This window comes from Myxococcus sp. CA040A, assembly GCF_013336725.1.
Lineage (GTDB): Bacteria > Myxococcota > Myxococcia > Myxococcales > Myxococcaceae > Myxococcus > Myxococcus llanfairpwllgwyngyllgogerychwyrndrobwllllantysiliogogogochensis.
The window spans coordinates 166,705-189,600 of the sequence record NZ_JABUMR010000002.1 but is presented as its reverse complement, the minus strand read 5'-3'; the positions used below and the strand labels follow the sequence as shown (position 1 = coordinate 189,600).

The following is a 22,896-nucleotide window of genomic DNA, read 5'->3' as shown; positions in this document are numbered from 1 at the left end:
ACGGGCGCGGTGTCTGCCCATCCACCCTGCCCCCAGGCACTGACCTTCAGGCCACCGCGTCCGGCGTCGACGGGGTCCGCTTCGACGAGAGGGCACTGCCCACCGACGCCAGGACGATGAAGCCGACGGCCAGGGCCTGCACCCACGAGAGCCGCTCGTCCAGGAACAGCAGCCCCGCGAGCGCCCCGAGCGCGGGCTCCAGACTCATCAGGATGCCGAAGGTCCGCGTGGGCAGCTCCTTGAGCGCCATCATCTCCAGTGAATAGGGCAGCGCGCTCGACAGCACGGCGATGCCCAGCACCGCGGGCAGCAGCGACACGTCCAGCAACGAGGTGCCCGCCTGCGCCACGCCAAAGGGAACGACGAGCAGGGCCGCGGTGAGCATGCCCAGTGACGCGGCCGTCCCGCCGTGCACGGAGGCGCCCGCCTTCTGGCCGAACACGATGTAGAGCGCCCAGCACGTGCCCGCCACCAGCGCCCAGCCGACCCCCACCCAGTCGAGCGCCTTCCCGGTCCCCGCCAGTGGCAGGATCATCACCACGCCCGCCACGGCCAACAGCGCCCAGATGAAATCGACGGCCTTCCGAGTCGACAGGAGCGCCACCGCGAGGGGCCCGGTGAACTCGATGGCGACGGCGATGCCCAGGGGGATCCGCTCCAGCGCCAGGTAGAAGGTCAGGTTCATCACCCCCAGCGAGGCGCCATACACGAGGACGGAGCGCAGCTCCGCGCGGGTGAGGCGCTTGCGCCAGGGACGCCAGATGGCCAGCAGAATCAGGCTGGCGAACACGAGCCGGAGCGCCGTCGTCCCTTGTGCGCCGACGACGGGAATCAACCGCTTGGCGAGCGAGGCCCCCACCTGGATGCAGCTCATCGCGACCAGCAACAGGAGCACGGCGCTGGTGCGGGGGCGGGTCAGCCCACGGAGTCGAGACATGCCGCGCACTGTCGCACAAGCGCACCAGGGCAGGTCATCGCTCACCTCCGGCGGAGTCGAAGCCGCCGGTGCTCCAGAATCGCGCGCCACCCGTCCGCTTGCAGCGGGTGCAGCCAGGCGCGCGCGCGATTCTGGAAAGCCGTCCGGGTTACTTCTTCTTGTCGGCCTTCTCCTTCTTCTTCTTCTGCTTCTCCTTCGTCGACAGCTTCGGCTTGTTGTCCTTCTTCGCCTTCTCTTGACCCTTGGGCACGGTATCGCTCCTTACGCCCGACCACGGCGAACCCCATCCTACCGCGCCCGGACTGTCGCGGGTGGGAATTGCCCGGCCCCGCGAGCCTCGGCGGCACAGGAGGGCGCGCTTCCGTCGCGCGCCCTCCCCTGCCCGCCTGCTAGTGGTAGAGGCGGATCTCACACACCTGGGAGTAGCTGCTCACTCCAGGGAACGTGCCGGACACGTAGAGCCGCACGTGTTTCGCAATCAGCCCTCCGCCGGGACGCTGGCTGTAGTCCGCGACGACAGTCTGATTGGGGCCATAGGACATGGACCCACTGTCACTCGTGCTCCAGGTGCTCCCGTTCAGGCCGACAGCCATCGCCCAGCCCGTGGGGTTCCACTGCCCGAAGTCGATCTCCATCCGCTTGATGAGGTACTCGCGCTCCATGTAGACGTACACCGACTGCGAGTTCCCATTGCTGCTCCACCAGCACGAACTCTTGTTCCTGTCCGCGACGGTGTAGGCCGCCATGGGATTGACGGTGGCGTTGCCAGCGCCCACTCGAATCTGATGGGAGACGGTGACGGGGCCGGAGAAGCCCTGGTAGCTCACGTCGAGCCGGTTCACGACCTTCAGCATCAGCGTCGAGCCGCCCAGTCCCGCCGTGTCGAAGGTCCAGTGCCGATCCGTGAAGGCAGCGCTCTCCTCTCCAACCTTGGTCCACGTCAGGCCGCTGTCCTGCGACAGGTAGTAGTCGACGAGCTGCGGCGCCGGGTGGGACCAGTGGACGTGGATGTCATCGCCATCCAGGGTCGGGGAGGTCCCCGAGGAGGCGGTCACATCAATCAAATCCGTGACGGTCAGCGTCGTCGTATTGGAGACCACGGTCTGCTGGTAGGCGTCCACCACGCGCCAGTGGGAGACGCGCGGCTGGATGTGGTGGTCGATGGGATAATAGATGTGATTGCTGGTGATGGTCCCGACCGTCTGCCAGGTCTGGGGAGCCTGGGGCGTCGAGCGCTGGAGGAGCAGCGTGTCACCGCCTCCGCTGACGGTGAAGTACGGGTACTGGGATGACCGGGTGACCACCGAATCCGGCAAGGAGAGGACGGGCTTGCTGACGGGGTTGGTGACCCAGATGGGCGCCATCACGACTTCGGCGTTCTCCCATTGCTGCCTGAGCGTGACGACGTAGATGGACTCGTAGGGCGTCAGCGAGAAGACCTCCTTCAGGTCGATGAGTCCTATGTCGGTGTACGGGATTTCCTTGATGGGTGCGTTGGGCTGGAAGGGGCTCCAGACCTGGAGCGTCGTCCAGTTGTTGCCGCCACCGGTGCCATCCTTGGTCGTCCCCCACACGGTGAAGTCGAGCCGCCGCTCGGTGGGGCTGAGCGCGAACTCGGAGCCCATGGGACGGCCGTTGACCATGAAGAAGCCGGAGGCAGGCGGCAGGGCCGTGCGGAACACCGAGCGGTTGCGCAGCGCGATGAGGAAGTTGTCGTAGTTGAACGGCGTGCCGGGAGGCAGGACGACACCGGCGCGGCCCTGGGCCGTGTCGTGGCCATGGGTCTTCTCGCGGGGCACCCCGGGCTCGTCGATGTAGCGGCGCACCCAGGTGCCGTTCGGGTGCTGTTCCATGAAAGCGCCCCCCAACTGCTCGCGGGTGGTGGAGTGCGCGTCGGTGTTGGAGACGGGGGCGACTCGGAAGCCGCGCCGCAGCAGCTCGAAGTACTTGGGGAGCCCGTTGTACTCGGCGAGTTCGACGGCATCTCTCACCTTCTGGCGTCGGTCCGGCGCCGTGGGGAGCGTGAAATACACGTCGTCGTTCGGATGGTTCAGCTGGATGTGGGTGCTCAGCAGCGGGTCCGCCGAGTAGTTGTCGACGATCTCGTCGTGCATGTTCCCGATGTTGGAGGAGTTGACATGCAGATTGCGGTTGAAGCTGTTGAAGTGGTGGTCATGGCTTGAGCCCGTCCCATCATCCGGGCCCACATGAGACTCCCTGCCCCTGAGGACGAGCAGCTCGGATTGCCCGTTCGCATCCAGCACGGGGCTCAGCTGGGAGATGGGGTCATCGTCGTCGTAGGACTTCCACGACGTGGTGTGGTTGCTGGTGCCGAAGAAGTCATAGCCGTGGCGGAAGGCGGACAGCAGCACCTCGCTTCGGATGATCTGGGGCGTGAAGCTGAGCGACCCACCGTCCATGGCGTCATGGCCGCGGGGGTGATTGTGCAGGTCCCCCACGAAGGTCTGCCAGCCGCCACCTCCCAGCTCCGTGGCGATGCGATTGCGGTATTTGCTCTCCCGGACCGCGGGGACCGGATACCGGTCCAAGGCGAGCACGTTCGTCACCTCATCATCAGCGAGGCCCGGGGTGGAGAACAATGCGGCGGCCAGCAGCACGCTGCCGCCGAGACTTCTGTTTCGAGACATGGGACCACTTCCTCAGGAGGGACGCAGCAAGGACGGACGAATCAAGTGAGCGTCACCCACTCTCACTACGGAGGAAGCCGCGAGGACTGGTCGTTGCGAACCGGCTGAATCACTTCGAGCGCGGCCCGGGGAGGCTTTGGCCTGCACCCGGCTCGCACGTCCGCCGCGCACGTTCTCCGAAGCCCTTGCGACCGACCTGCCCCCTGGCCGCGAGGACGCCCTCACCCGGCCGTGGGCCCGTGTCTCATCGCATCCAGCGCGCGTGGATCCGGCCGTTGACCACGTCGACGGCCATCCAGTCGTCCGCGAAGGCGGCGGAGCAGTCGCACTGCACGCCCTTCAGGTGCTCCCGAATCAACTGGAGCTTGAAGCCACGCGGCGTCTTCAGGATGGCGACAACGCGCTCCTTGGACTGACCGAGTCGCTGCTTCACGTCGAGCACCTTCCCCGTCGCCGCGTCGATGAGCGCCACGCCCACCCATTCGTACCCGGGGCGGTCGTCGCGGGTGAAGAACACCAGCGCTCGGCGGTCATCCACCGCGAAGGCGGAGACGCCACCGCCGACGGACCCTTTCGCTCCAGCCACCCGGCAGACGGACTTCCCATCCGCGACGTTCGCGATGGAGCCGTACCAGGCCTTCTCCAGCGGCAGCCCGGTCTTCCCTCCCGAGGTCTCCACGACGGCCGTCATGTCGTCCTCGGTGCACTCGCCCGAGGCGGAGTCGAAGGCCACCGAGAACCCGTGCGCTCCGACCTGGCACTCCCACCGGAAGTCACAGTCGGCGACCTCCGGTTCGGCGGCCTCCACCGAGACCGCACCGCAGCACAACATCAGCGCCACCCAACCACCGCGTGTCATCGAGGCCTCCGTGCGGGCCCCGGTCGGGCCGCTCGGTGGCCAGCGTCGTAGACCGCGTCGCGGAGGGCAATGGTGAACGCGCCCCACCTGTCCTCGGAACGGGGCACCCCTCCCTCCATGCGAAGGGTGCCCACGCCCATCGTTCACATCGGCTTCGGGGGGAGCGGCTGGGAGCTGAGGCACCACACGTCGCCGCACACCCGCTCGCAGGAGAGCCCCGCGCACTGGTAGGTGGGCACGTCGCACTGCACGCCACAACCACCGCAGTTCATGTTGTCGTTGTAGATGTTGATGCATACCCCATTGCAGAGGTGATGGAACGCCGGAGTGTTCCGCCAGCAGGACTGCGTCTCGGTGGTGTTCGCCGACTGGCAGGAGTCATTGGAGCAGACGGCGCTCGAGACGGAGCGCGACTGCGTGCCAGTCGGATCGCAGTCGTTGTCGAACCCCGCGCACTCGCTCCAACCGCCGACACTCGAGCCTCCGCAGGACGTGCCATTGGTGCTCCGGCTGCAGGCCCGGCTGTTGGAGTAGTACGTGGGCGAGCACTGCTCGGACTGGCACTTCTCACGCATGAACTGCATCGACTGCGTCCCTCCGCTGTCACACACGTCGCTGAAGCCCGCGCAGTCGCTCCAGACGTAGCTGCTGTACTCGGGGCCACACCAGCTCCCCTCGGTGACACGGCCGCAGGACCGCGACTCCACGTAGGAGTCACTGCCGCATGCCCCGCCCGAGCAGACCTGGCTGGAGACGGTGCGCTGCTGTGTCCCCGATTGGGCGCAGGTGCTGCTGAAGGAGCAACTGCTCCAGCCGCTCGCGCCTCCCGAGCCGCACGAGAGGCCATCCGTGTCACGGGAGCAGCCCCGGGACTCGGTGGACGAGGAGCCCTGGCAGCTCCCGCTCGAGCACGCGTAGTTCGTCACGCTCCGGGACTGGCTCCCACTCTCCCCGCAGGTACCGGAGAAGCCTCCACAGGCGCCCCAGCTCCCGGTGCCACTGCCAGGGCCACAGGAGTTCCCGCTCGTGGTCCGTGCACAGCCCTCGCTCTGGGTCGCCGTCGAAGCCTGGCACTGCCCGCTGGAGCAGGCGTAGGTCGTCACGTCGCGCGAGCGCGAGCCGGACTCGCCACACTCCCCGGAGAAGCCGCCGCACGCGCTCCAGCCACCGCTCTGCGCGGTGCCACAGGTGGTGCCGTTGGCCACCGCGTCGTCGCCCGGGCACTGCGCGCTGCTGCCCGTGCAGGTCTCCGCCGCGTCGCAGACGCCCGCCGCGCCCCGGCACAGCGTCCCCGCCGACTTGAAGCTCCACGCCGTCGAGGACAGGCCCGGCTCGCACACCTGGCAGGCTCCCGAGGGGTTCGTGGCACCGGGCGCATGGAGCGCGCCATCAATCCAGCAGCCGGCCACACACTGCGCCGCTCCGCCGCACACGCTCCCCGCGCCGCAGGACGTGCCCGCCGCCACAGGAGGGTGCAGACACGCGCCGACGGCATCACACGCGTCCGCCGTACACGGGTTGCCATCCTCCGGACACGCCGCGCCCACTGGCCGGAGCGAGTAGGAGCACGTCCCCCCCGAGCAGGTGCCCGCGGACACATGGCACGGGCTCGGCGGGCTGTTGCAGGTCAGCGCGGTTCCCACGCAGCCACTGGCGCTCTGTCCGTTGCACGTCTCCGCGAGGGTGCAGGCATTGCCGTCATCACACGCCGCACCAGCGGAGCGCACGGTGCACACACCCTCCAACCCCGGCAGGTCGCAGGCATCACACGCGCCACCACAGGCCTTGTTGCAGCAGACGCCGTCGGCACACAGGCCACTGAGGCAATCCATGCCTGAGATGCACATCTCGCCGTTGTCACGCTTCGGCCCCGCGAGGGCCTCCACCGTTCCGGTCGGCACGACGTCGACACACGCGCCATCCGCGCAGGCCTGGCCCTCGGGACAGGAGACGCCCTGACAGGCTTCGTCGATGCAACTGCCATCCTGGCAGACCTCGCCCGCCTGACAGCCCGCATCGCAGGCCTCGTCCGGCGGGTCGGAGGCGCACCGCGCCAGGAAGAAGGAGAACACACACACCACGGCGGTTCTGAGCAACACGCTGCCTGAGGACTGAGGACGCATGGGGGCTCGCAAGGGAAAGAAGGAAGGGAGGATGCGGTCCACCCGCGAGGCGCCAACATCCGGCCTCGCGGGGGAACGCGGGACAGGCTCAGGGCGCGAAGACACCCGTCACGAGCATCGCGCTGGCCTCGGGCCACGCGGAGCGGAAGGGACGGTTCTGGAAGTCCAGGTTGCCGCTCGAGCGCGCCTCGACGAGGGCGAAGTACCGCTTGCCTGTCTCCAGGATGCCCGGAGGCACCGTGAGCTGCGTCGCGCTCGTGTAGAGCCGGCCTGCCTGGGGGCCCTGGACGGTGCTGCCCTCGCTGTCCACGTAGATTTCGAAGATGCGGACCCGGTAGTGCGTGGCGTCGCCCACCGAGGGCGCGCTCCACGCGAGCCGGGGCGTGAGCCCCACGCCGGACAGGGTGCCGAACGCATCCTGCCCGTTGAGGGTCGGCGTCCGCACGGGACTCAGGCGCGGAGTCAGCGGCGCGGAGCCGAAGGCCGGCAGCGCGTCCGCGTACGTCACGGAAGGACGGAAGTACATCGGCTCCGCCGTGCCTCCGCCCGGCAGCGGCAGTGCGAAGGCCACGGTGAACTCCGTGCTCACCTGCCCCGCCTGCGCGAAGCCCGGGAAGGGATTGCCGTAGGAGAAGGACAGCGCCCGGTCCCCTCCCCCCACCGGCGGGTAGAACGTCATCAGGTCCGGCGCGGCCGCGTAGGTGCCACGCGTCCCATCCGGGAAGGCGGACACATAGAGCGCGTGCGAGTCCACCTGGGCCGCGGGATGGACCGCCGTCCGCAAGCCCTCGAAGGTGGTGGCACGCCAGTCGACGAGGAGGCCCTGGTCCTGGGGCAGCGCCGCCATCGTCCCCGCCACGGAGGTGGTGGTGGCGTTCGCGACGGTGGCCGTGGTGGTGAAGGCCCGCGCGGCCGCGCTGTAGGTGAGCGTCTCGCCCGCCTCGGTGCCGCCCGGAGTCTTGGTGGAGAGCTGGTGGAACGTCAGGCTGTCACCCCGCGCCGACTCCAGCAGCCGCGAGCCCGGGATGCCTCGGTAGCGCAGCGTCTGCGTCCAGCGGACGGCGCCAGCGGTGGGCGCGGTGCCGGCCTGGTGGAGCAACTGCACGCCCTGCCCCCACAGGCCCACGCTCGCGGAGAAGACCTCCAGGTAGTCCTCGGCCTGCCAGGTCGCGAGCCCCTGGAGGTCGACGGCGAGGTACGTCGTGTTGGCTGGTACCACCGCGTCCGGGCGCCCCTGGACCGACGTGCCCAGGTCCAGTGAGCGCGACGACGTCACGATGTAGTCCGAACCGATGCGCAGGTAGTACGCGCCGCGCGGCACGCCGGAGATGGAGAACGTCCCCGCCGCCGTGCCCGTCCCCGGGTACGTGGCGAAGCCACCATCCTGCCGTTCCACGAGGGCGGAGATGGTCGTCGCGCTCAGGTCGAGGCTCCGCTGCACCAGGACATTGCCCGTGGTGAGGTGGTCATCCAGCCGGCTGCCCTGGATGACGAGGGGATGCACCGTGAAGGCCGCGCTGCTCACCGACGGAAGTCCCGCCGAGGAGGCCACCAGCGTGTAGCCCACGTCCGACGCGTCGATGGAGAGCCCCGTGAAGGTCGCGACGCCCGCCACCAGCGTGGCCGACGCGGTGCCCGAAAGGACGCCTCCGCCCGGGTTGTCACCGATGGACAGCGTCACCACACCGGACGACACCGGCACGTTGCGCCCCAGGCTGTCGAGCAGCTCGACCTGGATGTCGGGGGAGATGGGCGCGGTCGCCAGGACGTCGGTGGGCTGGGTGCGGAACACCATGGCCGTGGGGCACGAGAGCCCGCGCCACGTCAGCGGGAAGGACTGGAGCGTCTCCAACCCCTCCGCGTCGGCGACGCGCACCGTCACCACCGGCGCCACCTGCGCGTCCACGCAGGCGGGCGCCGTCCAGAGGACCTCACTGGCGTCACCGCCGCTGGTCGGAGCACCGAGCGCGCCCGTGTTCGTCTCCCAGGCGAAGGTCAGCGCGGAGCCCTCGGGGTCCACGGCACGAACGCTGAAGCGAAGCACGCTGCCGGCCGACGCGTTGCGCGAGGTCTGGAAGGCGCTGGTAATCCGGGGCGCGACATTGGGGGCCACCGGCGGGCCGACGCAGACTCCGAGCCGACCGAAGCCCTCGCCGCCCCTGCCATCCGCCACCCGCACCGTCAATTGGCAGTTGTCGCACGTGGCATTCGCCGGCACCGACGTGGGCGTGAAGCGAGCATTGCGTGAGCCGGCATCGGTCCAGGTGCCCTCGCACGACGCGCTCCACGAATACGCCAGCGACGTGGCGGAATCGTCATTGTCCGTTCCCTGGGCGCTGACGACGATGGCCTGCCCGGGGACGACCTGCGTGGGGGCGCCCGTCAGTGAGACCACCTCTGGCCAGGCGTTGAATCGGACGATGACCTCCGCGGTGCCCACGCCCGTCCCATCCACCTGGATGACGAAGCTGACAGAGGTGGACGCACCCAACTGGTCGGAGACGGTGAGCGTCAGCGTGACAATCCCTTCCGTCGCGGGCGCCGTCCACCGGGCCCGCCGGCTGGCCGCGTTGTCGAAGGTGCCCGCAGTGGCGGTCCACGCGTACGAGAGGACGTCACCAGGGTTGGGATCCCGCGCCGTCGCCAGGAGGTCGACGAAGCCGCCCACCTCCACCGAGGAGCGCGACACGACGAGTGAGGTGATGATGGGGCCCGCGTTGGAGAACTCGGGCGACGGGTCCACCTGCTGGAGCAGGATGTTCACCTGCACCGTCTGGTTGGCGGTGATGGTGACCCCCGTGGCCTCGCCCCGGAAGATGAGCTTGTCCTGGGCGTCATAGGCGGAGGCCCGGAAGCGCCGCTCGGAGCCGGCGCGAATGACGCTCATCAGCCCCGTCCACACCGTGGTGTCCTCCACCAACTGGACGGTCGTCGCGGGGATGTCGGCGGCATCCAGGATGACCTCGACACGCTGGACGTCATCCGCTGTCACGGCTTGTTGCACCGAGATGGCGAAGCGCGCCGAGCCATCCTCGGCGGAGGGAGCTGGAAGGCTGTCTTCACGCTGGCAGCCCACCAGGGAGAGAACGACAGACACGACGACCAGGGTCTGTCTCCAGAGTGGAGACAGCACCCGGAAGGATGCTTGAGTGTGCATAGAGAGGGAGATGTGAAGAGAGGGGACCCTGCCCGCGACGGACAGGCAGACACTTCACCGGGAGGCTCGCGACGCGAGTTCCAGCGGCGATGCTCTTATCACTCAATAAAAGTCTTTCAATTTTTCAACCAGACAAGCTCTCGACTCAAGACATGGATGTCAATTCCCACCCTCGGTGGGGCCGCACCCGGGACGCACTGTCATCCACGACCCGGCGCCTACAGTCCCCCACGAGCGCGTCCAGGCAGACGTCAGGCCTGACACAGCGGTTCGATGGACCCACAAGGTCCCCCTTCCACGCCTGCGCCCCGTCTTTGACACCTCGCGACAAGGCAGCTTAATCTTGATTTGCACGAATAAGCCCGACCCTAAGACAGGGCCGGGAACCTCCGTTGGACCAGGAGCAACCCATGGACTCTCCTTTCCATCGACTCGTCATCAAGCCCGCCCTCGCGATGACCGCCCTGTCTGTGGTCATGGCGGCTTCGCTGACACCGGCCATGCCCAGGCAAGGCGTGGTGCCTCCCCTGACGAACTGGGACCTGGCCGCGGCGCCCCAGCGCACACCGAACACCGAGATGCCGTTTGGCTTCGTCGAGAAGTTCGACGTCGACAACTACACGGACCTCATCTTCGAGGAGAGTCTCAATCCCCGCGCGCAGATTCTCAGGCGCACCCACACGACCGTGAACTGCTACAGCGGGGGCTGTGCCCGCTTCGACGTGCGGCCAGGCTATGTGGCCCAAGGTGATACCGGAATCCTGCTCAACCACCAGAACGGCCTGCGCGCGAACGTCGGCTACATGGTTTATTACGGTCTCGATTGGCCGGCGACGATGCGCGGCGCGGGCCACAAGCACGTTCTGGTCTACGACGACGTCTCCAACGGCGGCAGGAACATCCGCCCGATGGTGACCGAGGGGGCCCTCGAAACGGCGTCCGGCCAGTACGCCTACCGCGGCTTTCGCGCGTGCAACAACGCCGCCGGAATCTGCGCCGACGAATTCAGTTCACATTGGGCCCCCTCCACTCCGACGACCAGGCACTCCTTCCAGATGGAGCAGTTCCTGGAGCAATGGCTCTATGTGGAGTTCGAGGTCGTCATTGGAGGGCTCAACACGCTCTACATCTGGTCTCGGGACGGGCGCCTCCAACACCGCATCGGCTTCTGCAATGGTGGGGTCACCACCGAGGGCTGGAACTGCGGCAACCTGAATGTCGTTGCGCAGCCACTCGACTACAGCCGCATCCTGGCCTATTTCGGTGACCGCCCCAACAATGCCATCACCGCGAACAGCTACGTCTTGATTGACAACATCCGTGTTGGCAACGCGTTCATGGGGCCACCGGCCGGCTTCATCCAGGCCCCCTGACCCGCGCGCTATCGCAGCGTGGAGGTGGGCGACATCCAGGTGGTACGCAGGGGCGCGGCCACCTGGTTCGACTTTGGCGACTGGAAGAGCGAGGTCGCTTCGCGGCGCGGTGATGACGGCACGCTCACGCTCGTAGGCAGCTCGCCGGGTGAGGACGGCTATGAGTTCGTCGTCGCGAACAAGGACAGCAAGAAGTCGCTGGTGCTCCGCGATGCGCAGCATGAGTACGTGTTCATGGAAGCGGAGTAAGGCGCATCGTCGCCACGGCGTCTTGCGCCCGGTCCGCTGACGCAGTCCGCTGACGCAGTCTGCCAATCTGACTGGTCTTGCTGCGTCACCTCTGCCCTGACGGTCTCCAAGTCCCCGTTATCACCCTCACTCCTCCACGGCCGACACAGACCGGATACTGGCTCCGAGAGACTGCCGGTTACCGCGAAAAAGTCATGAGATAGAGTCTCAGCGCGCACACCCCTGCCCACTGAAGGCTCTCGAATGAACAGCACGGCGAAGCAGTCCTGCAAGACGGTGTCGGACCGCAAATGGACCCTGAGCACGTTCATGGAGTTCTATGAACGCGTCTTGGGGCCCAAGCTCTTCAAGCCCTACGGCGAGCTCCTCGTCCGTGAGATCCGCAAGGACATCCGGCCGGAAGCTCCCGTCACGAGCATCCTCGAGGTCGCCTGTGGAACGGGCCGAATCACCACGCATCTTTACGAAGAGCTGGCCAGGCCGCTGAACCTGAAACTGGTTGCAACGGACCTCTCCAAGATTGCCATCGAGGTGTGCAAGACGGTGGTGGGCGACGACCTCAATCGGGACGTCGAGTTCCATGCCGACGTCGACATGGCGGACCTGCCTTTCAGCAACGACAGCTTCGACATCATCGTCTGTGGCTTTGGCCTGATGTTTCCACCCGACAAGAGCAAGGTCGCGCGGGAGTTCAAGCGAGTCCTTCGTCCGGGAGGGAAGATCTACGGCACGGTCTTCCATTACAATGAGCTGTTTGGCCTGACGCTGGAGCAGACGCAGAAGCTCTTCGGCGCTCCCTCGGCCATCCTGGATGGAGCGCTCAGCCTGAGCGATCATTCAGCTATCACGAGCGCGTTCTCCATGGAGGGGCTCGCCAGGGGCGTCGCGGAGGTCGTGACGTCGTGTCCCCTGACCTTCCATCTGGACGAGCAGGACACGAGAGAATTCCTCTTCAATACCTGCGTCTTGCTGGAGGAGTTCAACCAGTGCGACACCCTCACCCGGGAGGCGTATCTCGATACGATTCTCGGAGAGCTTCGTGCGCATGTTCCCAGCCAGAACTATGCCGTCAATGCCTGGCTCCTGCGCGGTGCGGTTGACGAGGCCAGCAAGCAGACCGTTGCTGTCAGCGCCCTGCCCGACTTCAGTGAACTCAGCGCGTTCCGTGCGATGGCGCCGGAACTCGTCGAGAGTCGAGATGATCGGTTGCTCCCGCTTTCCGACGCACCTGCCCTGCGCCGATACCAGGCAATGAAGTCAGCCTTCCTGGCCGAGCATCCGGAGTATCCCGACGACGAAGTGGAAGCCCTGAGACGGGAGGAGTTCTCTCGCCTGGATGCACAACGGGTGACCTATCTGGATCATGTGGGCGGTGGCATCGCCCCAGAGAGCCTCATCGAGCATGACTACCAGGTCCTGAAGAATACGATCCTCGGCAATCCCCACACCGGCTCGAAGGCCACCGAGGAGGCCCACGAGAAGGCCCGTTCGGAGATCTACCGGTTCTTCCGCTGCTCGCCGGAGGAGTACGAGATCATCTTCACCCCGAACGCCAGCGGGGCCATCAGGCTGGTCGCGGAGTCGTTCCCCTTCGAGAGCGGCTCGGAGCTCCTGCTCGCCAAGGACAACCACACCTCCATCCACGGCATCCGGGAATTCGCCAGGTCCAAGGGCGCGTCTGTCAAGTACGTCCCCCTGAACAAGGAGCTGCTGCTCCTCGAGAGTTCGCTGGAGCGCATGCTCGAGAAGCTCGACAGGAACCACGCCCACCTTTTCGCGTTCCCCGCGCAGTCCAACGCCACGGGCGCGAAGCATGACCTGAAATGGATCAAGCGCGCTCAAGAGCGCGGAGCGATGGTCCTGTGTGACGCGGCGGCGTTCGTCCCCCTGTCGGCGTTCGATTTCGAGACCTATCAACCGGACTTCGTCCCGGTCTCCCTCTACAAGATATTTGGCTATCCGACCGGGGCCGGCTGTCTCATCGCGAAGAGAGCCTCCCTGCGCAAGCTGACCCCGCCGTCCTTCGCCGGTGGAGCGGTGTGTTACTACTCCGGGCCGTGGTCTACCACGGACAGGATGTTGCACCATGACCAGGGGCGGCAGTTCGAAATCGGTACGCCCAACTACGCATCCTTCCATGCCATCGCCTATGGCTTCGAATTCATCTCCAGGCTCGGAGTCCACAACATCGGCGGTCGAGCGAACGCGCTGGCTCGATGGCTCGAAACGCAGTTGCAGTCACTGCGGCATGAAATCAAGGCCAAGGGCCCCCTCTGTCGAGTCTATGGCCCCGCGCCGGAAGACAAGGGCGCGACGGTCATGATGAACGTGTTCGACTGCTACAACGCGGTCTTCCCGCACGCCCAGGTCAAGAGAGCCGCCGAGTCCTTTGGCATCACCCTTCGCAATGGCTGTTTCTGCAACCTGGGCGCGGTTCAGCACGCCACCTACTCGACCGCGGGCTCGGAACACTGCGAGCTCGACAAGAAGCGGAAGATCCTCGACTGCAAGACCTTTGATGAGGAGGTTCTCACCAAGGGGCTCTGCGGAGCGGTTCGTGTTTCGTTCGGCCTCGGCTCGAACTTCCGCGACGCCTATCGCTTCTATCTGTTCGCGAAGTCCTTGATGAACACCGAGACCTCGCGGCTGGAGGACCATCTGGCCGCCGCTTCGTGAGCAGACGGACGTCCCCATAGCAACCGTCGAACGGGCCCGCCAGGGGTGGCCATACGCCGCCACGCCCTGGGAGCGGCCGACCTCGGGCAGCAACCGGCCTGTCAGCGCGCGTCATGGGCGTCCAGCCCGCAGCGCAAAGGCAATCAGCCCGCAATGGCATCACAAACAGCCCGCACCCGGCCCGCACCGCCTGACATTCGCGGATTCGCTTGCCATTTCTGAAATGATCAACAACCCTGGCGTGTAACCATCCCAGGCAAGCGCACGAGTCACCCTGGCATCGGGGCGCGCATCGGCCCAGGCATTCATCACAAAGAGTCACAAACGGCCCCGACACAGACCCCCCGCTCACAGAAAGCCCGCACATGAACAGCACTGCGAAGCAGTCTTGCAAGACGGTGTCTGAGCGCAAGTGGACCCTGAGCACGTTCATGGAGTTCTATGAGCGCGTGTTGGGGCCCAAGCTCTTCAAACCCTATGGCGAACTCCTCGTACGGGAAATCCGCAAGGACATCCGACCGGAAGCACCCATCACGAACATCCTCGAGGTCGCCTGTGGGACGGGCCGAATCACCACGCATCTCTACGAAGATCTGGCCAGGCCGCTCAATCTGAAATTGGTTGCAACGGACCTCTCCAAGATTGCCATCGACGTGTGCAAGACGGTGGTGGGCGACGAGCTCAAGCGGGACGTCGATTTCCATGCCGACGTCGACATGGCGGACCTGCCCTTCAGCAACGACAGCTTCGACATCATCGTCTGTGGTTTTGGCCTGATGTTCCCACCCGACAAGAGCAAGGTCGCGCGAGAGTTCAAGCGAGTCCTTCGTCCGGGAGGGAAGATCTACGGCACGGTCTTCCACTACAATGAGCTGTTTGGACTGACCCGGGAACAGTCGCAGAAGCTCTTTGGAACTCCGTCGGCCGTCCTGGACAGGGCGCTCAGCCTGACCGACCATACGGCGATCACGAGCGCGTTCTCCCTGGAGGGGCTCGCCAGGGGCGTCGCCGAGGTCGCGACGTCATGTCCCTTGTCGTTCTTCCTGGGCGAGGAGGACACAAGAGAGTTCATCTTCAATACCTGCATCTTGCTGGAGGAGTTCAACCAGTGCGACACCCCTACCCGGGAGGCGTATCTCGATACGATTCTCAGGGAGCTTCGCACGCGTGTCCCGACCCAGAACTACGAGGTCAAGGCCTGGCTCCTGCGCGGCGCGGTCGACGAGGCCAGCAAGCAGACCGTTGCCGTCAGCGCCCTGCCTGACTTCAATGGACTGAACTCGTTCCGTGCGATGGCGCCGGAGCTCGTCGAGAGTCGAGAGAAACGGCTGCTCTCCCGCGCCGACGCGCACGCCCTGCGGGAATACCAGACCATGAAGTCGGCCTTCCTGGCCGAGCATCCGGAGTATCCCGACGACGAGGTGGAGGCCCTGAGGCGCGAGGAATTCTCACGCCTGGATGCACAATCAGAGACCTATCTGGATCATGTGGGTGGCGCCATCGCCCCAGAGAGCCTCATTGATCGTGACCATCAGGTCCTGAGGAATACGATTCTCGGCAATCCGCACACCGGCTCGAAGGCCACCGAAGCGGCGTACGAGAAGGCCCGCTCGGAGATCTACCGGTTCTTCCGCTGCTCGCCGGAGGAGTACGAGATCATCTTCACCCCGAACGCCAGCGGGGCCATCAGGCTGGTCGCGGAGTCGTTCCCCTTCGAGAGCGGCTCGGAGTTCCTGCTCGCCAAGGACAACCACACCTCCATCCACGGCATCCGGGAGTTCGCCAAGGCCCGGGGCGCCGCTGTCAGGTACATCCCTCTGGACAAGGAGCTGCTGCTCGTCGAGAGCTCCCTGCGGCGCTCGCTCGAGAAGCTCGACAGGAACCACGCCCACCTTTTCGCGTTCCCCGCGCAGTCCAACGCGACAGGTGTGAAGCATGACCTGAAATGGATCAAGTTCGCGCAAGAGCGCGGAGCGATGGTCCTGTGCGACGCGGCGGCGTTCGTCCCCCTGTCGGCGTTCGATTTCGAGACCTATCAACCGGACTTCGTCCCCGTATCCCTCTACAAGATATTTGGCTATCCAACCGGGTCCGGCTGTCTCATCGCGAAGAGAGACTCCCTGCGCAAGCTGACCCCGCCATCCTTCGCCGGGGGCGCGGTGTGTTACTACTCCGGGCCGTGGTCTCCCACGGACCGGCTGTTGCACCACGACCAGGGGAGGCAGTTCGAAATCGGCACGCCCAACTATGCATCCTTCCACGCCATCGCCTATGGCTTCGAATTCATCTCCAGGCTCGGAGTCCATAACATCGGCGGTCGCGCGAAGGCGCTGGCTCGATGGCTCGAAACGCAGCTACAGCCGTTGCAGCACGAGATCAAAGCCAAGGGCCCGCTCTGCCGGGTCTATGGCCCCGCGTCGGAAGACAAGGGCGCGACGGTCATGTTGAACCTGTTCGACTGCTACAACTCGGTCTTCCCGCATTCGCAGGTCAAGAGAGCCGCCGAGTCCTTCGGCATCACGCTTCGCAATGGCTGTTTCTGCAATCTGGGCGCGGTGCAGCATGCGACCTACACGACCGCTGGCGCGGAGCACTGCGAACTCGACAAGACGAAGAAGATCTTCGATTGCAGGACCTTCGACGATGAGATTCTCAACAAGGGGCTCTGCGGAGCCGTTCGCGTCTCGTTCGGCCTCGGCTCGAACTTCCGCGACGCCTATCGCTTCTATCTGTTCGCGAAGTCCTTGATGAACACCGAGACCTCGAGGCTGCAGGACTACCTGGCCGCCGCTTCGTGACCAGGTGTACGCTCCGGCCTGTCACGAGGGTTCGACGAGGCAGGGCATGGCTTGGTGGAATGAGTTGATGGGGCGCGTGTCGGGAGCCGGTCGTTCGCCGGCCCTGGCACAGCGGGTCGAGGTGGCACCCGGGCTCACGGTGTCTGTCACCCGGCACGCCCGCCCGACGTCGAAGGGGCCCGTGGACTGCGTGTCGTACGTGTCGGACGGACTCGCCGCCAAGGGACAGAAGGAGCTGGTGTTCACGCTGCCTGCGGGGATGGCGGATGAGGCCTTTTCATCCAAGCTGTTCTCGTTCTTCGCCACGATCAACCAGTTCGCCGAGCAGGGGCGCACCGTGGACACGGGCGGTCACACCCAGTTCGGACAGAGGAGTCTGTTCCCTGGCCGGCATCTGCTCTACGTCCCGGCGGAGCCCCTGCCGGAGGTGTCCGTTCCGCCAAACGCACTCGCCGCCGTTCCCGTGACGGAGGGGGAACTGGCGCTGGTCGAGCGCTTCGGGGCGACGCGGGTGATGTCCTCGCTGGGCCGGATGTGCTCACACTTCCCCTGCCCCACCTGGTTCGACCCCGAGCGGCCCGAGCTGCCGCATGCGGAGATGCTCCAGGCGAGCATGTTGTCGAACATCGCGAGTGCCCGCCTCAGGGAAGCACGGGTCCTCCAGATGGGGAGCGACATCGTCCTGCGCCTCGTTCCGGGCGCCGAGGCGCTCCTCCAGCAGTTGTTCGCGGAGCTTCCGGCGAACATGCCCTTCGCGCTGCTCACGGGACTCGACCCGACCGCGGATGCGTACTTCGTCTGGGCGCCGGGCCAGCGCGAACCTCAAGCCATCACTCCCCCCGGGCAGAACAACGCCGAGCGGCTCTGCGGAAACTTCCTCGTGGTCGTCCCGGAGCAGGAAAAGGACGCGAGCCAGCTGGTGGAGGACGGCTTTGCCTGGCTGCTCACCGAGGCCTCCTGGAAGGCCGTGAAGCGGGCCCTGACCGAAGGCGGGGCGCTCGCGCTTCTGGACTCGGCGGGCAGCAAGCGCTTGCGCATCGAGTGGGCGTAGAGCACCTTCGCCCGAACATGAAGCCCACGCCCGGAGACATTCTCGCCGTCTACAACCCTCGGCTGGACGCCTACACCGCCGTCCAGGTGACCGCCCTGAAGGCGGAGGGGAAGAGCGAGCTGGCCGCCGTGCTGGCCTTGGACTGGGTGGGCCCCGCCCTCCCCGACGCCGCGGCCGTGGCGACCATGGCGCCCGCCAACTTCAACTTCTTCTTCTGGAAGGACCACCGCGTCCACGTCTGGGTGTCCGCCGAGGTTCCTCGTGGCTACACGCTCGTGGGTCACCGGCCGCCCCTCGTCGTCGAGGACGTCAAGAGCTACAGCGGCTGGCCCTCCGGCAGCGCCACCTACAGTCAGCGGCGCTGGGAAGCCATCCCCCAGGCCGAGCGCGACCTCTTCAAGCAGATGGACGCCAACCGCGACAAGAGCGTGGTGCTCAAGCTGGGCGACCGCGAGGTGCTCCGCTCGACGCAGCGGCTCGACACGGACAGGCTCGCCGCCGCCCCCAATCTCGCGGTGTTCGAGGTGCTGCCCATCCTGACGTCCGTCAACGCCGACGCCCCCATCCCCGGGCTGTTCGACTTCATCCGCCGCCGCCCGTTCGTCTATGAGTCGGACGTGCGGGCCCACGGGGAGCGCGTCGTCGACCTGCGTGGCGCCAATCTGACGCGACTCACCCTGGAGGTGACGGGCGTCCACGAGCTCCACCTCAACGAAGGACTGGAGCACCTGTCCCTGATGGGACAGGCCAGCCCGGAGTTGAAGATTCACGCGGAAGCCGATGGCCGCTGGCTGACGCTGTCCGTGAACAACCCGGCCATGGCCTGGTCCGGACTGGACGCACTGGACAGCCTGCATGTGCACGCCGCACAGGAGGTGGATGTCTCCGGCGTCGTGAGGCGCTTTCCGAAGCTGACGGAGCTGAGAATCTGGGGGGCCCCTGGCTACCTGAGGAACACCTCCGCGCTGGCGGCGCTGCCTGAGCTGCGCATGCTGACGTTGAGCGACATGTTTGGAATCACGCCCGACGAGTTCCCCGGTCCGGAGCGCTTCCCGCATCTGGGGATGCTCTGGCTGACGAGCATTCCCGCCGAACTCGCCGCCGAGGTGAAGAAGGCATACAAGGCCGCGGCTCGGGAGGGCCTGGACCTGTCCGTGCGTCAGCCGCGCAAGGCCGAATGGCTGGCGGATAACCTGGACAACCCGTTCCGCATCTGGGACGGGGCCGACACCATCAGCCCGACCCAGGCCAAGAAGGCCGCGACGCTGTATCGACAGGCCCGGTCGGCCGCGCTCAAGGCCGCGTCCGAGGAGACCCGCGCCGCCGCCCTGGTCTCCGCGCTGACGCCCATCGTCACGACCTATACCGAGGGCTTCAACAAGATGGATGCTCGCAAGACCTTCATCTACACCGAGGAGCGTGAGCACATCTACGTCGCGCTGATGGGCATCTTCGACGCGGTGGACGAGAAGCTCCGGTCCAAGGGCGGGGCATCCGCCGAGCCCCTGAATCGAGAGGCGCTGGTCTCGGTGCTGGATTCGATTCGCGACTTCTAGCGTGTCGCCGCGCTCAAGCCGCGTTCAGTCCTTTCCCAGGGTACGGAACACGGCGGGCAGCTCCTGGGCGCCCAGCCCCGCGCCGACGGCCCGCCGGTAGTTCTCGAGCAACTCCCTGGGGAAGCGCGTGCTGATGCGCGCGTCCTGGCTCAGCCGGACGATGTGCTCGATGGCCGCGACATGGGTGTTGAGGCTGCACTGCTCACCCGTGAAGTCGTCGCGCGCGACCATGTCTTGCGCGGCATCGGCGGTGACGGAGATCAACCCCAGGAAGGAGTTCTTCTGCGCGAAGAATGCCTTCGGGTCGAGTCCCTCGGCCTTGCACATCGCCGCCGCGTGGAGGACCGCCAGGGAGCCTCCGTAGTAGGCCTCGAGAATCGCGCAGTCGAGCGTCGCCGCGGAGCCAATCTTCTCGTCGACGTAGACGGAGTTCTTCGCCACCGCCTGGAGCGTCCCGAGGTGCCGGTCGAAGACCGCGCGCGACCCGGCGTAGAAGACCGTGGCGTAGTCGGTGGCCACGAAGGCGGGATAGGCGAGGATGGCCGCATCCAGGTAGTCCACGCCGTGGGCCGTCGCCCACTCCAGCGCGTTCCGTGCGTCCGCGGGCGAGCCACTGGTGAGCTGGACGAGCGTCGTCCCGGCGAGCGCCGCCACCACGTCCTTCGAGGAGAACACCTCCGAGAAGGCGGCGTAGTTCGACAGCGAGACGACCACGAGGTCGCGCCCCGTGATGGCCTCGCGCAGCTCCTCGAACGCGAGGGTGCCACCGCCCACGGCCTGGGCCTTGCTCGGCGTCCTGTTCCAGACCGCGACCTCGTGCCCCACCGCCGCGAAAGCCCGCGCGAGTGCACTTCCCATGAGCCCGCTGCCAATCACCGCGATCTTCGACGAACGGCCGGATGTCATCTTCAGTCTCCTGATGCTGCGCTCGAATGCCGCGCCCGGAATCGGGGCCTGAAGATGAGACCACAGCTTCGGGAGGAATCGACCCTGGATGTTTTTGTCCGCCTCCGGGGAGCGCCGTCCGTGCGGGCCTCAGTCCGCCAGCGAGCCTGACTGGAGGGTGCTCGCCGCCGAGTTCGTCATCCGCTCCGCCAGCGTTTGCACCGAGCGCGCCACGTTGCGCGTCTCCTCCACGACGCGAAGCGTCTGCTGCATCTCCTGGGAGAGGTCCTGGATGGCCACGGCAATCTGGGACGTGCCCGCCTCCTGCTGCGACACCGCCGCGGAGATCTGCCGCACGCTGCCGCTGGTGTCGCCGATGATGCCCGCGAGCTTCTGAAGCTGCGTGCCCGACACGCGCACCGCATCCAGGCCCACCCTTACGCGCTGCTCGCCCTGCTCGCTGAGCTTCGCGGCCTCGCGCATGCTGGTGCTCACGCCCTCGAGCACCTCGCGAATGCGCTGGGTGGCGACAACGGACTGGTCCGCCAGGCTGCGCACCTCCCGCGACACGACGGCGAATCCCTTGCCATGCTCCCCGCTGCGCGCCGCTTCAATCGCCGCGTTGACGGCCAGCATGTTGGACTGGTCCGCCAGTCCCTTGACGGTGTCGACGATGCCGGAAATCTCCCGGGTCCGCGAATCCAGCGCGAGCATGCGCGCGGCCATTCCCGACACCTCCAGACGAATGGCTTCCAGGTTCGTCAGCGTCTTCTCGATGGCCGCACCGCCCTCGCGGCCCGCCTCCTCCGCGACCACGATGGAGTGGGTCAGCGCTCGCGTCTTCTCCGACGTGACGAGCGAGCCCTGACGGATTTCCTGCACCGTCTGGTCCAGCTCCTTGAGCGCCGTGGCCTGCCGGTCGATTCCCACCGTCTGCGCCTCGCTCGACGTGCGCAGCTGCTGCACCACCGACGCCAGCTCTCCGGCGCCGCGCCCCATGTCCCTGGCGAGCATCTGTACGTCCAGGCGCCGGGCCTCCAACTGGCGCGTATGCGATTCCAGCGAGCGCACCACCCGCAGGGAGCGCCGCGCGACGATTCCCACCAGCGACGCGGTGAGCGCCAGGAAGCCCCAGTGGACGAACGAGCCCTCCAGCTTCACCCAGCCCAGCAGCGGCAGCATGCCGAGCACGAGAATGGCGGCGAGCACGCCCAGGCCGACGCCGAAGATGCGTGCATCGACATTGCCGCGATACGCGGCGACGACCGCGACAATGACATACGCCAGCAGGCAGGGGATGGAGTAGAGCATCACCAACTGGAACAGCCAGCTCGCGACGCCCAGGTCCACCAGCACCACCGCGGTATTGAGGGCCGCGAGCACGGTCAGGCACCACACCAGCCCCCGGAACCAGCGCAGCCGGCCCTCCAGGATGCCATCCAGGATGAACCAGCCCAGTCCCGGCAGCACACAGTAGGCCGCCGTGAGGGTGATCTGCCCCATCACCCGGTCCACGTCCCAGGCCAGGGGCAGCACGCCGCTCATGCCCGCCAGCAACACGCCCGAGCTTCCGGCGAAGACGGCCAGCGACAGCAGCACGCGCCGCTGCCCGCCCATCAACGCCATGCCCAGGGCGACCAGCGCGACGGCCACCAGCAACACCCCCGTCACGAGGGACGCCTGGCCCTGCCGCAGCACCTGCGCCAGCAGCGCCGGGTGGGAGCCCACTTGCGCCCGCAAAGTCACGCCGATGGCCGGAGTGCTGCTCTGGATGCGGAGCAGCATTCGCGAGCCCTGGACCGAGGACGGCAGGGGAATCAGCTTCCCCAGAATGCCCTGCCTCACCTCGGTGCCCGACGGGTTCACCGTCCCGCTCGAGTAGACGCGCCGGCCCCCGACGTAGACCTCGAAGGCGTTGGACACGGAGCCCAGCAGCAGCGCGGGCTCACCCCACCCACCCTCCGGGATGGGAATGCTCACCCACAGGAGCGTGTGTCTCCCCCGCCCCGGCGGCGTCCCCAGCGCCTGCATGGGCCGCCACGCGCTCGAATCGGCTTCACGCGCCCAGACGGGCACACCCTCCGGCCCCAGCGGTGAGTCTCCCCAGCGGTAGAGCCATCCCTCCCGCAGGTCGTCCACCCCGCCCTCGCGCACCTGCGCCTGGACGTCGGAGCCCCACACAGCCAACACGAGCAGCACACGCGCCAGGCGCGACAGCCACCTCCCATCAAAACGCCCCTTCATGAAAGGAAGCCCTCGCGGCGAGACATGAAACATCGATGACGAGCGCTGCGAGACATGAGACCGGGCCATGAAGGCACCGATGCTCATGTGTCGACGACACCTCCGCAAACGGGTCTCTCTCACCCCGCCCGCCTGCTCCACACGCGTGCATCACCAGCGCTGCCTCCGAGCACGCATCCACTCCGCGTGACGACGCGATGCAGTGCCGACAGCGCCATGAATCAGCAATCCCAGACTTCCGCTCTCCGAGCCCGCGCACCGGCTCACAACGCCCGCTGTCCGGATTCCAGAAACTGGATCCAGCCCTCGGACAACCGTGACAGCGGACCGTTTCAGATAG

13 protein-coding genes are annotated in these 22,896 nt (G+C 66.6%); 6 read left to right on the top strand and 7 right to left on the bottom strand.

Features of this window, described 5'->3' with window-relative positions; translation table 11 throughout:
* Positions 1–46: 46 nt before the first annotated feature.
* From HUA75_RS07880 to HUA75_RS07860, 5 genes are all read right to left on the bottom strand, one after another.
* Positions 47–937, bottom strand: a complete 891-nt coding sequence (locus tag HUA75_RS07880) for an EamA family transporter (protein WP_174485995.1) — start codon at positions 935–937, stop codon at positions 47–49.
* A gap of 389 nt (positions 938–1,326) precedes the next feature.
* On the bottom strand, positions 1,327–3,585 hold the full coding sequence (locus HUA75_RS07875; RefSeq protein WP_141644984.1) for a hypothetical protein: 2,259 nt from the start codon (positions 3,583–3,585) through the stop codon (positions 1,327–1,329).
* Between the two features lie 244 nt (positions 3,586–3,829).
* Positions 3,830–4,444: a hypothetical protein gene (locus tag HUA75_RS07870; RefSeq protein ID WP_174485994.1), complete on the bottom strand. Its 615-nt coding sequence runs from the start codon at positions 4,442–4,444 to the stop codon at positions 3,830–3,832.
* Between the two features lie 143 nt (positions 4,445–4,587).
* Positions 4,588–6,567: a hypothetical protein gene (locus HUA75_RS07865; RefSeq protein WP_174485993.1), complete on the bottom strand. Its 1,980-nt coding sequence runs from the start codon at positions 6,565–6,567 to the stop codon at positions 4,588–4,590.
* A gap of 88 nt (positions 6,568–6,655) precedes the next feature.
* Positions 6,656–9,664 (bottom strand): hypothetical protein, encoded by a 3,009-nt coding sequence (locus HUA75_RS07860; RefSeq protein WP_217445990.1) that lies wholly within the window; start codon positions 9,662–9,664, stop codon positions 6,656–6,658.
* Positions 9,665–10,134: 470 nt separating this feature from the next.
* On the opposite strand from HUA75_RS07860, the gene HUA75_RS07855 reads away from it, so the two are divergent.
* The 6 genes from HUA75_RS07855 (at position 10,135) to HUA75_RS07830 (ending at position 19,427) form a co-directional block, all read left to right on the top strand.
* Entirely contained in the window at positions 10,135–11,097 is a 963-nt protein-coding gene (locus HUA75_RS07855; RefSeq protein WP_141644988.1) for a hypothetical protein, read from the top strand.
* Positions 11,098–11,136: 39 nt separating this feature from the next.
* On the top strand, positions 11,137–11,346 hold the full coding sequence (locus tag HUA75_RS07850) for a hypothetical protein (protein WP_217445989.1): 210 nt from the start codon (positions 11,137–11,139) through the stop codon (positions 11,344–11,346).
* A 243-nt stretch (positions 11,347–11,589) separates the two neighbouring features.
* Positions 11,590–14,022: an aminotransferase class V-fold PLP-dependent enzyme gene (locus HUA75_RS07845; protein ID WP_174485991.1), complete on the top strand. Its 2,433-nt coding sequence runs from the start codon at positions 11,590–11,592 to the stop codon at positions 14,020–14,022.
* Between the two features lie 365 nt (positions 14,023–14,387).
* Positions 14,388–16,820, top strand: a complete 2,433-nt coding sequence (locus tag HUA75_RS07840; protein WP_174485990.1) for an aminotransferase class V-fold PLP-dependent enzyme — start codon at positions 14,388–14,390, stop codon at positions 16,818–16,820.
* Positions 16,821–16,866: 46 nt separating this feature from the next.
* Entirely contained in the window at positions 16,867–17,871 is a 1,005-nt protein-coding gene (locus tag HUA75_RS07835) for a hypothetical protein (RefSeq protein ID WP_141644992.1), read from the top strand.
* Positions 17,872–17,888: 17 nt separating this feature from the next.
* A complete protein-coding gene (locus HUA75_RS07830) occupies positions 17,889–19,427 on the top strand; it encodes a gliding motility protein (RefSeq protein WP_174485989.1) in 1,539 nt (512 codons plus the stop codon).
* Positions 19,428–19,451: 24 nt separating this feature from the next.
* On the opposite strand, the gene HUA75_RS07825 is transcribed toward HUA75_RS07830, so the two are convergent.
* Entirely contained in the window at positions 19,452–20,333 is an 882-nt protein-coding gene (locus HUA75_RS07825; protein ID WP_174455791.1) for an NAD(P)-dependent oxidoreductase, read from the bottom strand.
* Positions 20,334–20,462: 129 nt separating this feature from the next.
* Positions 20,463–22,556 (bottom strand): methyl-accepting chemotaxis protein, encoded by a 2,094-nt coding sequence (locus tag HUA75_RS07820; RefSeq protein ID WP_254627455.1) that lies wholly within the window; start codon positions 22,554–22,556, stop codon positions 20,463–20,465.
* Positions 22,557–22,896: the final 340 nt, after the last annotated feature.